Source organism: Sphingomonas segetis, assembly GCF_009720245.1.
Taxonomy (GTDB): Bacteria; Pseudomonadota; Alphaproteobacteria; order Sphingomonadales; family Sphingomonadaceae; genus Sphingomicrobium; species Sphingomicrobium segetis.
Genome location: NZ_WJSQ01000082.1, coordinates 1 through 12,049, shown reverse-complemented (window position 1 = coordinate 12,049; position 12,049 = coordinate 1). Strand labels below are relative to the sequence as shown.

The following is a 12,049-nucleotide window of genomic DNA, read 5'->3' as shown; positions in this document are numbered from 1 at the left end:
CGACCAGGCCATCGCCGACACCCTGACCTACGCCGACCCGCAGACCGCTGTCGCGCTGCTCGACGGCCTCTAAGGGTCGCCACGGCGACAGAAACACCGGCCCGGGCTCCTCGCCCGGGCCGGCTTTCTTTTGTCCTCGCGATTCGGATCAATCCCGCTGCGCTCTAGGCGCCGAGCGCTACAGCCCGGGCGCCCATGGTCGCGGCGCGCGGGACTTGCGCAGCCGCCGGTCAGCGATCTCGAGACGCCGGCTCCGCACGGCGACCTCAAAGGTTAGTTTTCGGTAGAGTTGCCTGCTGGCCTTACTTGCTCGAGGCGAACTGCGGCGGCTTGCTGTCCCAGCCGTAGATGTCCGGCAGATAGCTTAGCTTGCCGCCGTTCACCTGCGCCGTGATGTAGGTAAGGTAGATCGGCGTGGGCCGCGGCAGCTGCACGCGCAGCTCCGGCGTGCTTCCGGGCGAAACCGGCTCATGTCCCAGCAGCCAAGTACCCAGCCGCTTGGCATCTTCGACGCGCACGCAACCGTTGCTCAGATTGCGGTTCGATTTCTCGAACTTCGCATGGTCGGGCGTGTCGTGGAGGTAGATATCCTCTGGATTGGGGAAGGGGAACTTGAGGATTCCCATCGAATTCAGCGGCCCCGGGTCCTGCTGGATCTTGAGATGGAGCTTGCCGGCGGCCGCAGCCTTCCAGTCGACCGACTTGGGGTCGATGACCGTCGGATTTTCGCTCCAGTCTTCGATCACATGATAGCCGTGCGACTTCAGGTAGTTCATCCCGCCGCGCAGGAAGTTCGGCGCGATGGTCTTGCGGACGAGGTGGTCGGGAGCGTGCCAGTACGGATTGTAGGTGATGTAATACATGTAACTGGCGATCAGCGGCGTCGGCAGCTCCTCAGTCCCTGTAATCACCTTCATCGAATCGATCGGCTGTCCGTCCTGATAGAGAGTGAGCATCGACGATCCGGAATCGACGAGCAGGAACCGGCCCTTCGCCGGCAGCGACCGCACTCGATCCAGGTTTGCCAGCAGGCGAGGATCGGGTGTCAGGTTGCCGCTCGCCTGCGCCTGCGCCCAAGCGGTGTCGCGCAGCTGCTTGTAGATGGCGTTCACGTCCGAAGTGCCGGCGAGATAGGCGGGCAGCGACGGCGCGGAGGCGGCTGTGAGAAGGATCTGATCGGCACGATCGCCCTGGGGTTCTAGCACAGGGTAGGCGTAAATCATGCCCTTCGTCGGCTTCTTGATAGCCTGCACATATTGCACCCAAGCGGACGAAAGGACCTGCTCGGCATTCTCGATGTCGGCGGGGTTGCCGCTGCTGGCCCGGGCGGCGGCGGCCTGCACCTGCGCGGCGAGCTGCGGTCCTGCGGCAAAGCCGTCGAAGGGCGCGCGCTGAAGAATTGCGGTCAGCTGGGCAATCGCCGCGGCATTCGCGCCGTTTCGGAACCAGACTGTGTGTGACTGCCACGTATCGTAGAAGGATGCGACTGACGTCGCCGCCGTAACGGCTGCAGATTGACCGTCCGCGGCCAAGGCGCCCGATGGCACAGCGAGCGCCACACCAGAGACAGTTACGGCAAAAAACTTGAGCTTATTCACGGCGCTTCCCCCCACCCAAAAGCGGGTGGATTCTAGCGCCTTATACTGACACGCCAACATGCATTAGCGATGAACCGCGCGACGGCGCTGATGAGCCGTTCACTTACGCCGCGGCAAGCCGCTCCGCGCGCGGGAATGTTCTCCCCGTCTCCTCGTCGAGCGCGCGTGCTGCAAATACGTCGAGGATCGTTGCCCCGGCGACGAAGCCGAATGCGCCGAGATCCATGGCGTCGCCCACGACGCGCTTCCAGACGTTCGTGGAAACCGCGGGCCACCGCAACAACATTGCCCCGGCGAGCAGTTCGCGTGCGCCGAACAGGCCGACGACCGTCTTTGCCGAATGCCCACCCACGCCGAGCCAGCGTGCGAGCCGCCTTGGTGCAGCGACTTCCACCAGTCCAAGCCCAATGCTGAAATGCCGAGGCCGGGTCCCAGCTTCTTATAGTCCATCGCGTCTCTCCCGGGGAGCTGGGGCACCGGCGTTCAACGAATGGAGCTGTTCCGCGCGAGGGTCGACGCCGGCCTTGTCTAAGGCAGCGTTCGGCGACTAGGCGCGGGTCGAACCCAAGTTGAGGGAGTGACATGGATATCAAGGGAGCGGCGGCGGTGGTGACGGGCGCGGCATCGGGACTAGGCGAGGCGACGGCGCGCGCCCTCGCTGGTCACGGCGCCAAGGTCGCCATATTCGACCGGGACGGCGAGCGTGGGAGCCGCGTCGCAAATGAGATCGGGGGCGTCTTCTGCGAAGTCGACGTCACCTCCGACGAGAAGGTCGCCCAAGCGTTCGCGAAGGCGCGCCAGGAGCATGGCCAGGAGCGCATTCTGGTCAACTGCGCTGGTGTGGCGACGGCGACAAAGACTGTTGCGCGCGACAAGGAAACGAAGGCGGCGAAGCTCTATCCGTTGCAGCAGTTCGAGATGACTCTTCAGATCAATCTCATCGGCACATTTCGCTGCATCGCCCATAGCGCCCACGGAATGGTCGACCTCGACCCGCTCGCCGACGGCGAGAAGGGCGTGATCATCAACACCGCCTCGGTCGCGGCGGAAGACGGGCAAATCGGCCAGGCCGCCTATTCCGCCTCGAAAGGCGGGGTGCTGGCAATGGCGCTTCCGATCGCGCGCGACCTGATGAACGAAGGCGTGCGGGTGAACACCATCCTGCCCGGAGTGTTCAAGACGCCGATGGTCGCGATGATGCCGCCCAACGTGCAGGATGCGCTCGGCGCCCAGGTTCCGTTCCCCAAAAGGCTCGGGCAGCCGGAGGAATATGCGAACCTCGCCTGCTTCCTGATCGAGAGCCGCTACATGAATGCTGCGGCAGTCCGGCTCGACGGCGGAATTCGGATGGCGCCGCGTTGACCATCGATTACCGGCGCCTTGTCGACGAACTTGCCGTGGCTGCTCGCGAGGCTGGCGAGGCAATCCTGGAAATCGTCCGCCGCGGCTTCGATGTGGAGTCGAAGCAGGATGCTTCTCCGGTCACCGAGGCCGACCGCGCCGCCGAGCTGATCATCCTCGCCGCGCTCGCGCGCGCCGCACCGGGCGTTCCGGTCATCGCGGAAGAGGAGGTCGCCGCGGGCCGCATCCCCGCGCACGACGATCTCTATTTCCTCGTGGATCCGCTGGACGGCACGAAGGAATTCATCCGGGGCGGCGATGACTATACGGTCAATATCGGGCTGATCGAGCAAGGCAGGCCGAGGCTCGGCGTCGTGTTCGCGCCCGCAACCGGGCGGCTCCACGGCGGCTGCGTGGGTGAGGGCGCATGGCTCGACGAAGGCGAGGGCCGCACCCCAATTGCGACTCGGCCGCGCGGTGAACTCACCACCGCGGTGGCTTCGAAGTCGCACCTCAACCAGGCGACCATCAACTATCTCGAAGCGGCGGTCGGCAATTGCAGCTATGTCTCGGTCGGCTCGTCGCTGAAATTCTGCATCGTGGCCGAGGGTAGGGCCGACATCTACCCGCGCGCGGCGCCAACCAGCGAATGGGACACGGCGGCGGGGCATGCGGTGCTGCTCGCGGCCGGTGGCCTGGTCGATGGTCCCGACGGAGAGGCGCTCGGATACGGCAAGCGCGCCTTCCTCAACCGCGCGTTCGTTGCGACGTCGGGGTGGAAGCCGCCGCTGCTCGAGCCGTTCATCGAGCCCTTCTCCGGCGGCGGCGAACTCCCGGCGGGGGTTTAGGCGCTCCGTTTCCATGGAAGGGTTTCGCGCCAGTCCGGATCGAAATTCCTGCCGCCGCCCGACATGCGGGTCAGGCGCATGGCCTGAATTTCCAGCCGCACTGCCTCGATTCGCGCGTAGAGCTCGACTGCCTCGATGCGGCCCTCGGCGGCGCCTAGCTCCTTGGTCAGCCGGCGTGCCTCGTCCAGAGCCGCGGCAAGCTCCGCCAGCCAGTGTGTGCGCCTGACGGCGGCTTCTTCATTCCGGACTCGAATCACGCACACCCCCCCGCCGGTCACGCCGCACAGTGTATCCCAGCCTGTTAGCTTTGCGTTATGACATCTCCATTCTGGAGCCGAAATCGTCTGACTTTTGTCCAGATTGCGCGTTACTCCTGCCCGTGCTCGGTCCTGTTCACTTGTCAGGGGACATCCCGATGGACGCGATCCATACCGAGCCATTTGACGTCAGCTATTCCGATGGGCCCCCGATCCTGATCGGGGCGAGCAGCGACGCTGCGATGGAACGGGCGATGTGCACGGCCCAAGCGGCGGGGTGCCGCATCGCTGAAAGGATGGAGCTCGGATCGGCCCGCGAGCGGATCGAACGCCAGATCGCCGCGGTCGCAATTTGGCTCGAGCTCGATTGCGACGGCGGCGCGCCGATGGACGAAACCCTGGACTGCGTCAGCCGAGGAGTCGCCGAGGGCCGCTTTGCCGCAGTTGTGTCGAGCACCCGGGAGCTGATCGACCCTATTGCGGCGCGCATTACGGAGGTGGCGGTCGAGCTTGTCATCGATGCGAACGAGGCCGATCGTGCTGCCGCGCTGGCAGTCGCCACGGCGTGCGTCGGGATCGGCGAGCGCCTTTCCGACATCGCCTCCGATCAGAATGCCGAACGGCTGAGGCAGCTCAGCGAGGAAGTGAGTCGAATCGCGACCACGCTCGCGCGGCTTTCCGCAGGCCCGGGGGGTGGTGCCCGCCGGACGGAGCCACTGCCGAAGCTTGATGCGCCGGAAGTGTCGGGGGAGACGGTGCAGGCGGTCATTCGCGCACGGCGACTGAGGACGCGCTATTTCCCAGAGCATCTGTTCGCCGATCCCGCGTGGGACATGCTGCTCGACCTGCTCCAGGCGGAGATCGCCCAGCTCAGGGTTCCGGTGTCGAGTCTTTGCATCGCCGCCGCGGTTCCGGCGACGACGGCGCTGCGCTGGCTCAAGTCCATGGTGCAGGAAGGCCTCTTCGTCCGCCGCGCCGATCCGCACGACGGCCGCCGCGTCTTCGTCGAGCTTGCTCCGGAAACAAGCCGCGCGCTGCGCAGCTATTTCGCCGAGGTCGGGAGCCCCGCGGTTGTGTAATCCTGCGCGCCGTTCAATGCTCATGGCTCGATATATTCAGATTAATCTAACATGCTTGTCAAGGCATTTTGCTCATTTCCGGCATTGCGGGAGCATCCAGCTGCCGGGATAAGCTCGATGCATGAGAGCACGGGACAGTTCGGCGATTTACGACGACCTCATGCGATTCAAGCCCGACGAGCTGACGCCGAATGCATGGGCGATGAAAGCGGGAGTGAACCGTACAGTCTGGGCCGACATGCGGCGCCACGGCAATCCGTCCCGACGCACCCTCGAGAAGTTGCTGAAGGCGGCGGATTCGTCGCTCGCGGAGTTCGAAGCGCTGCGGATTACCGCCAGTGAGTCACCAGATGCCGTCTCCCGACCCGGGCTGGCTGATCATCGGCGAGCTGCGTGGGGTGGGGCCCCTCTCGTGCCGCTATCGGTGTTCGCGACGGCAATGGCGGGCGAGTGGGGGAATGCGGGGGATAGAATCGAATTGACGGAGCTCCGGACGGGCGAATTGATCGACCGCGTGGCAAGGCCGGCGAGCCTCGCGGACGATGGAAGCGCCTATGCAATCACGATGGCCGGCGAATCCATGTTCCCTCGATTTCGCTCGGGACGACGCCTGGCGGTTTCCGCGAAAGCACCCATCGCGGCGGGAGATGACGTGATGGTGAAACTGAATACTGAGGCAGGAGCCGCCACAGTTCATGTCCTCATCAAGGAATTGGTCCGCCGAAGTTCCACATGCGTGCAGCTCAGGCAGTTCAACCCGGACCTGACATTCCAGGTCCCAACGGCCGAAATCGCGTCGATCGAGAGGGTCCTCGGCGAACTGATTTAGGAGAATTCGTGACACTTGCCCGCCCGCTCCCCTCATGGCACGGGAAGGGCTGCGCGGGCGGTTAGCTCAGTTGGTAGAGCATCTCGTTTACACCGCCCGTTCTCTTTGAAAAACAACGATTTTTTCACCGATGATCAGAGAAAACTTCGCGAACTTCGCGTGAACATAACCAGATTTGCTGTCCATTCGCTGTCCAGACGCCAAGGCTGCTGTCCACGCTCGGCCGCCGCTTGAACCGACCTCGCTGATGCGAGCGCCACTACGTCACGGCGGTTATGACCAGCTTTATTGATCGCGGGTGAATTTTTAACAGCCGCAGCGGTGGAAGCGACATGATGGCGCCACCATATTCGGTGGTTCGAAGGCGCAAGTCGTCGGGAGGGCTCAAGAATGGCTACATCACTGCAGTATTCCGGTCGGCCGCGGATCGGGATCGCTGACGTTCTGCTAAAAGATATCGCGCGGCGGATCCAACTCTCGCCGACCAATTACCGCATCGCCGTGCAGCGTTACGAGACTATCGACGCGTGGCTTAACCGCGAAGGCGGTTTGCTTGCGCCGCACATGGAGCGGCTATATCCTCAAGGCTCCATGGCCATCGGCGCCACCATCTCATCCCGGCTGAAGAACGACGAATTCGACATCGATGTGATCGCCGAATTGAACCTGTCGCCCACGATCCAGCCAGCGACGGTGCTGGACGCCCTCTTCGAGACGATGAACGGCGAGAAGGGCACGCGTTACCACGGCAAGGTGAAGCGTCGCACTCGCTGCGTGACGGTCGAATACGAGGACATGCACTTGGACATCACGCCGGCCGTGCTCCTGCCGCATCGGCAGGATCGGACCAGCGTCATCTTCCATGCGCACGAGAACGAGCCGCCGGAAAAGCATCGCCGTATCACCGCCAACCCGTGGGGGTTCGCCGACTGGTTCGAGAACCGCACGCCGGCGATCCACGAGATCGTTGAAGCCGTGCTTCGCAAGACCGCGGAGCCAGTGCCCGATCAGGATGAGGTAATCGAGAAGTCGCACCCGCTGGTCGCTCTGCAGCTTCTCAAGCGTTGGCGTAACAAGTGCTACGACGATAGGGAGGGCCGCTCCCCGCCCTCTGTCGTGCTCGCTTTCATCGTGGCCATGAACCCCACCGGCCAAGCGGATCTCTATGGGGAGTTTCGCGCCCAAGCCGACCGGCTGCACCAAATCTTTGCGGAGGCCGACGACCGGGGAGTGCTTGTAAGCGTTACCAACCCGGCGTGCACGCCCGATGATGTATTCACCGACCGTTGGCCCGGCAATCTGGCGACGCAGCGCGTGTTCTTGCGCGACCTGGAAGCGCTGCAGGCGAAGCTCGACAAGATCGAGGCCGACCCGACCGTCGAGACTTGCGCCGAGGTGATGAGCGACCTGTTCGGCGAAAATCCGACTCGGGTGGTGGTCGAGGACTTCCAGAAGCGATTCGCGGCAAAGGCTCATGCAGGCGGTCTGTATGGGCTTGGCGGCGGCAGCGCCGGCCTCGCTCTTGGCTCCTCCGGCCTCGCCGCGAAGCCGCTGAACGAGAGGGCCTATCCGATTCCGCGGCACACCGACTTCGGGTGCGATGGGTGAGCTTCTAACAACAGAACAGCAGATTGCATTAGTCCGGGAGCGCTTCCCGGAGTTGAGGGTCGTGTGCGGCTGGCCCTGGCTCGTTATATGGGAGGGGCCAATCCGCAGCATCTCCCGCGCGTATCAGGTTCGTATCTTCTGGCACCTGTTCTGGCCGGGCAAATCGGACTTCGAAGTGCGGAACGTCGCGCCGAAAATATTTGTGCTCGATCCGCCACTACAGGATCGACCGGATGAACAAGTGCCGCACATGTATCGGTCGCCGGGCCGGCGGAACAGCGTCTGTTGCTGGGATCCTACGGCCGGCGAATGGAGCTTTCGGAAATCCATCGCGGACACGGTCGTTCCGTTCATCGTGCGGTGGCTCTGTAGCTATGAGTTTTGGCGCTGGAGCGGCGAATGGCCGGCGCCGGGCCGACACCCGGAGGTGCAATGTCAAAGCGAGACCAGTTCGTCGTCGCCCGGTCCGCCGGCACTCAATACACGCGCCGCGTTCGTCAGGATTGGCCGGCTGACCGGGACTTTCGTGTCCTCAGCCTTGATGGCGGCGGCATCAGGGGGATCCTCCCGCTGGCTATCCTCGCAGGATTGGAATCCGCCTACCTTCAGGGCGGATCAGTCGCCGATCATTTCGATTACATCGCCGGCACGTCCACCGGCGGCATTATCGCACTGGCTCTCGCTAGCGGCCTAAGTGCCGCGCAGATCCTGGATATCTACATGAGGCGCGGTGGTGAGGTTTTCCCGGATTACAGCCGCGCGTCGCAGTGGGTCATGGGAAAGCTGCAGCTGGTGCGTAACCGCTGCGACACGAGGGCGCTGCATCGGCTTGTCGATGATGTTCTGGCTGACCGAGCGCTTTGGCAAAGCACCAAGCGTCTGTGCATTCCCGCGGCCGAAACGATGCACTTTGAACCTTATCTGTTCAAGACGCCGCACCATGCAGACTACCGTTTAGATTGGTCGAAGCCGATGGCTTTGGCGGCGAAGACGACTTCGGCTGCGCCGGCGCATTTCAAGCCCGTAATCAGCGAAGAAGGCCACGAATTCATCGACGGGGGCGTTTGGGCTAACAATCCAATCATGCTGGCGATCGCCGATGTCCTCGCGTGCTGGAATATTAGGCGCGAGCAGATCAAGGTTCTCTCTTTGGGGTGCGGCCAGGAGCACTACCGCATGGGATGGGCACGCCGCGTGTTTGGCGGCCTAGCGACATGGACCACGCTCGTGTTCGAAGCGATGGATATCCAGTCACAGAATGTGGTCGGCCAAGCGCGCCTGATCGCTGGCGCTGATCGCGTGTTTCGTGTCGATGCCGCAAAGACGGACAACCCCATCGAGCTTTGGAATTGGGCGCGCGCGAAGGCCGAATTGCCTGCTGAAGCTGATGCACTGTTGGTCGCCCATGCCGACAGACTCCGCCAGGAATTTCTCTACGCGCCGGTCGCGCCATATGTGCCGACCTACACACCGCAAAACCCGCCAGCGTGAGGTGCTTCGAGCAGCCGCCGCAAATGCTTACCGGGATGCCCAGAGCATTTCGAATGCGGGCGGTAGGTCACTGCCACGCGGTGCTAGGGCATCTCGGGTCCAACGAGACGCCGAGCTGCATTTCGCTAGTGTTTAGCCCTGCACAAGGGCCAGTGTTGTCGAGCATATATTAGCTAAGCCACTGACAAGGCTGGAATATCTTGAGTTGCACGACACACACATGCAGTGTGCTGTCAGTGTTTCGCTGTCGAGCCCCAGCCCAAGCTAAAGGGTTGAAAAGAGGGTGAGATGACGTCAGTGACACGACACACAAACGCACATGCTGTCCATTTTGCTGTCCAGCTTGTCTGTGTAACACACTGTAAAACGATCAAAAATCGTTCAAAATCAATTACTTGGGCGGTTAGCTCAGTTGGTAGAGCATCTCGTTTACACCGAGAGGGTCGGCGGTTCGAGCCCGTCACCGCCCACCGTTCCCGAGCAAGGCACTTCGGAGGACTTCCGGCGTCGTCGATCGCGCCGCCCATCCGGGGCACCGGCGAGCATCGCCATGCGCAGCGCCGTCGAGCGACCAGGATCCGTCGCCCCCAAGCGATCGTCAGCGGGAGTATAATGGTAAACGCCAGTCCGGTTTCGGCGTGGGTCGAAACCGGTTTTGAGCGCCCGGCCGGAAGGTAGATTTCCCGGAAAAACCGTAGCAGCTTCCAAGGCTTACGAGTCGACTGGAATCGCGACGGCGGGGTGGGGAATGGTCAGTTCTGTAAAGGCGCAAGCCAATCATTACGAGGCGCTGGGGATAGCGCCAACGGCCAGCGGTGACGAGATCGGACGAGCGTTCGCGGCGCAAATGCTCAGCGCGAGGATGCGGCCTGACATCGCGGTCGCGCACATGGCCAAACTCAGCGTCGCCTATGAAACTCTCCGCGATCCGCTCAAACGCCGTGCCTATGACTCATCGGTCGGATTGAACCCTCCGGCCACCACAGCAATTCCGGCGAGCGTGGCCCCGTTCATCGGCTACTCCACGCTGGACCGGCTGAGCCGGCTCGCGGCTCCGTCGCCACCGCCTGTTGAGCCAATCCGGCCGCGAACTGCCGCCGAAGTGCCCGCGGAACCGCGGGTCGCCGGCTTCATCGCGGCTTCGCTTCGGCCGCCGCTTCAGCAGCGCGAGCCGGAGCTTCGGCGGGATCCGCCACCGCCGCATCCTGCTCAGGCGCTGCCTCAGCAAGTTCCGCCCGAGCCAACACCTACAGCCGCCGACCACGAGCTGGATTTCGAGGATGGCCGCTTCGTCATCGGCCGTACCGGCGCCACGCTCGGGGCAAGCGTGATCGGCGTTGCAATCATCTCTGTTGCTCTGGCGGTGCCGGCGCCCAATCCCGACCGCCTGCCTGAGCCGGTGGCCCGCGCGCAGCCGGCCGTCACTGTTCCTCTTCCGTCGCCGGCGGCGAACGAGACGATGGTTGCCAAAGCCGAAGCTCCCGCCGCGACCGCCGACACCGAAAGCCGCCCGCAAGCTGCTCCCGAGCCGGTCCGCATGGCCGCGAAGGCGCCGTCAGCGCCATCCGTTCAGGTCGACGGAAAAGCGCTTGCGGCGGCCGCCACTGCCCTGTCGATCAGCCAATCCGCGGCGGTCCAAGGACCGGCGGTGGAGACGGCTTCGATGTCTGCGGCGGTTGAGGCTGCGACGGGCAGCGGAGCGGAAGGCGTGCCCCTTGCGACCGCCTCGAGGCTGCCGCTGCCTGACGCCACTGTCGCGCGCACGATCCACCGGATCGGCTATGCCTGCGGCCGTGTCGTTTCGACCAGCGGCGTGGATGCCGCCGCGGGCGTGTTCAAGGTCACCTGCTCTTCGGGGGATTCCTACCGGGCGGCGCCGGTTCGCGGGCGCTATCATTTCCGCCGCTGGAGCAGTCACTAGAGCCTAAGGCCGATCCCGCCCATCAGGACGAGCAGAAGCAATGTGCCCGCGGCGCTGACGAGGAGCGAGAGCAGGCAGCCGGTCCGGTTGGAGAAGAACAGGAACACCGATGGCTGCAACGCCCACGCCGATCACAGGCTCCGCACCAGCCTGATCGCGACTCCGAGCCACGGCGGATTGGCGACGACCTGCTGGCGTCCGCCCGGCTCCAGCGGAAGGATTTGCAGCTTTTCCTCGTCACGGTTGATGAGACGGCCGAACAGGAACCGGCCCGCGGGGCGGGGAACGAGGACGTCGCGATTGAGCGCGCGCGCATAATTTTCCGGTGACAGCGTATCGCACCAGATTTCATCCCCGGCGCGATAATCGCCGACACTTGCGCCGACGAGTACCGCCAACTGCCCGTCCGCGGTGCGCGGCGGCACGACGATGGCCGCTTTGCCCGGTGCGCGGGCGCCGCCGGCGCCGAGGATCGCCGCGACCTTGAGCTCGGCCGTCTCGCCGCCTTCCACCAGGTCCTGCGCCTCGACCCCGAGTGCCTTGGCGATCCGGTTGAGCCAGCCGACCGAGACGGTGCGGGTCCCCGTCTCGAGGCGGCCGATCGTCTGCGGCGTGGTCGGCGGGTCGCAGCGCTGCGCCACTTCGTCGAGCGTCAGGCCGCGTGCCCGGCGCACCTCGCGAATGCGTGTGATCATCCTCTCCCCCACTCACGTCTGAACCAGATCGGTTTTCTTCTGTCCTACAGATTTGCCTTTGTGGCAAGCCGTGCACCGACTCAGGACGAGAGGATGGAGCAATGGGATCGAAGAGGCAGTCACGCCTGCTCAGCGAACGCGCGATCGAACGGGGAATTGCGTCGGACCTCGAAAAGGCGGGCTTTCACCCGGCGCGCTCGGTGACGGTCAATGCCGCGGAAGCGCCGCTCGGCTGGCTGTTCGCTCGGGGTCTGGTCAGCCGCCGGCAATATGATGCGGGCGAGCGGCTGCGGTGCGACTGGGAGCGGGCGCAGCTCGCGCCGCGCGTGACGATGTCATGGGATTCGGCCCCGGTGGCGAGCGGCCGCGGCGGGTCCGCCCC

Annotated in this window: 13 protein-coding genes, 1 tRNA gene and 1 pseudogene; 10 read left to right on the top strand and 5 right to left on the bottom strand. The window is 64.1% G+C overall.

The window, feature by feature from the left end; translation table 11 throughout:
* Positions 1 to 302: 302 nt before the first annotated feature.
* Both GH737_RS09240 and GH737_RS09235 read right to left on the bottom strand, forming a co-directional pair.
* Positions 303 to 1,598, bottom strand: coding sequence for a L,D-transpeptidase family protein (locus tag GH737_RS09240; RefSeq protein ID WP_196233073.1), 1,296 nt, complete (start codon positions 1,596 to 1,598; stop codon positions 303 to 305).
* 103 nt (positions 1,599 to 1,701) lie between these two features.
* Entirely contained in the window at positions 1,702 to 1,992 is a 291-nt protein-coding gene (locus GH737_RS09235) for a hypothetical protein (RefSeq protein ID WP_230558724.1), read from the bottom strand.
* Between the two features lie 188 nt (positions 1,993 to 2,180).
* On the opposite strand from GH737_RS09235, the gene GH737_RS09230 reads away from it, so the two are divergent.
* Positions 2,181 to 2,960 carry an SDR family oxidoreductase gene (locus GH737_RS09230; protein ID WP_155264544.1) on the top strand — a complete coding sequence of 260 codons (780 nt, stop codon included), beginning with the start codon at positions 2,181 to 2,183 and terminating at the stop codon, positions 2,958 to 2,960.
* Positions 2,957 to 3,787, top strand: a complete 831-nt coding sequence (cysQ, locus tag GH737_RS09225) for a 3'(2'),5'-bisphosphate nucleotidase CysQ (RefSeq protein ID WP_155264543.1) — start codon at positions 2,957 to 2,959, stop codon at positions 3,785 to 3,787. Before GH737_RS09230 ends, cysQ begins: the two co-directional genes overlap by 4 nt.
* Here the strand turns inward: cysQ and GH737_RS09220 are convergent.
* Positions 3,784 to 4,044 carry a hypothetical protein gene (locus GH737_RS09220; protein ID WP_155264542.1) on the bottom strand — a complete coding sequence of 87 codons (261 nt, stop codon included), beginning with the start codon at positions 4,042 to 4,044 and terminating at the stop codon, positions 3,784 to 3,786. The two genes, cysQ and GH737_RS09220, sit on opposite strands and share 4 nt — an antisense overlap.
* 158 nt (positions 4,045 to 4,202) lie before the next feature.
* On the opposite strand from GH737_RS09220, the gene GH737_RS09215 reads away from it, so the two are divergent.
* From GH737_RS09215 to GH737_RS09190, 7 genes and pseudogenes are all read left to right on the top strand, one after another.
* Positions 4,203 to 5,123, top strand: coding sequence for a MarR family winged helix-turn-helix transcriptional regulator (locus GH737_RS09215; protein WP_155264541.1), 921 nt, complete (start codon positions 4,203 to 4,205; stop codon positions 5,121 to 5,123).
* A gap of 160 nt (positions 5,124 to 5,283) precedes the next feature.
* Entirely contained in the window at positions 5,284 to 5,952 is a 669-nt protein-coding gene (locus GH737_RS09210; RefSeq protein WP_196233072.1) for a S24 family peptidase, read from the top strand.
* Between the two features lie 390 nt (positions 5,953 to 6,342).
* Positions 6,343 to 7,560, top strand: coding sequence for a nucleotidyltransferase domain-containing protein (locus GH737_RS09205; RefSeq protein WP_155264539.1), 1,218 nt, complete (start codon positions 6,343 to 6,345; stop codon positions 7,558 to 7,560).
* Positions 7,553 to 7,972: pseudogene (locus tag GH737_RS16120) on the top strand (type II CBASS E2 protein); the annotation flags it as partial. The gene GH737_RS09205 and the pseudogene GH737_RS16120, both read left to right, overlap by 8 nt.
* A gap of 20 nt (positions 7,973 to 7,992) precedes the next feature.
* Positions 7,993 to 9,051 (top strand): CBASS cGAMP-activated phospholipase, encoded by a 1,059-nt coding sequence (locus GH737_RS09200; protein ID WP_196233071.1) that lies wholly within the window; start codon positions 7,993 to 7,995, stop codon positions 9,049 to 9,051.
* Between the two features lie 397 nt (positions 9,052 to 9,448).
* A tRNA-Val gene (locus GH737_RS09195) sits at positions 9,449 to 9,521 on the top strand.
* A gap of 278 nt (positions 9,522 to 9,799) precedes the next feature.
* Complete coding sequence (locus GH737_RS09190) at positions 9,800 to 10,972, top strand: J domain-containing protein (protein ID WP_155264537.1); 1,173 nt, start codon at positions 9,800 to 9,802, stop codon at positions 10,970 to 10,972.
* Here GH737_RS09190 and GH737_RS15995 read toward each other — a convergent pair.
* Both GH737_RS15995 and GH737_RS09185 read right to left on the bottom strand, forming a co-directional pair.
* A complete protein-coding gene (locus GH737_RS15995) occupies positions 10,969 to 11,091 on the bottom strand; it encodes a hypothetical protein (RefSeq protein ID WP_275401957.1) in 123 nt (40 codons plus the stop codon). The genes GH737_RS09190 and GH737_RS15995 overlap by 4 nt on opposite strands.
* Before the next feature lie 12 nt (positions 11,092 to 11,103).
* The gene (locus tag GH737_RS09185) at positions 11,104 to 11,667 is read right to left on the bottom strand and encodes a helix-turn-helix domain-containing protein (RefSeq protein WP_155264536.1); all 564 of its coding nucleotides are present in this window, start codon (positions 11,665 to 11,667) and stop codon (positions 11,104 to 11,106) included.
* Between the two features lie 101 nt (positions 11,668 to 11,768).
* Between GH737_RS09185 and GH737_RS09180 the strand changes: the two genes are divergently transcribed.
* A partial coding sequence (locus tag GH737_RS09180; RefSeq protein ID WP_230558723.1) for a DUF6456 domain-containing protein occupies positions 11,769 to 12,049 on the top strand: 281 nt, incomplete at its 3' end.

Coding starts and splice junctions, on each gene's coding strand:
- GH737_RS09230 (WP_155264544.1), top strand. CDS start 2,181: ATGGATATCAAGGGAGCGGCGGCGGTGGTGACGGGCGCGGCATCGGGA.
- GH737_RS09205 (WP_155264539.1), top strand. CDS start 6,343: ATGGCTACATCACTGCAGTATTCCGGTCGGCCGCGGATCGGGATCGCT.
- GH737_RS09190 (WP_155264537.1), top strand. CDS start 9,800: ATGGTCAGTTCTGTAAAGGCGCAAGCCAATCATTACGAGGCGCTGGGG.
- GH737_RS09185 (WP_155264536.1), bottom strand. CDS start 11,667: ATGATCACACGCATTCGCGAGGTGCGCCGGGCACGCGGCCTGACGCTC.
- GH737_RS09215 (WP_155264541.1), top strand. CDS start 4,203: ATGGACGCGATCCATACCGAGCCATTTGACGTCAGCTATTCCGATGGG.
- GH737_RS09200 (WP_196233071.1), top strand. CDS start 7,993: ATGTCAAAGCGAGACCAGTTCGTCGTCGCCCGGTCCGCCGGCACTCAA.
- GH737_RS09210 (WP_196233072.1), top strand. CDS start 5,284: ATGCGATTCAAGCCCGACGAGCTGACGCCGAATGCATGGGCGATGAAA.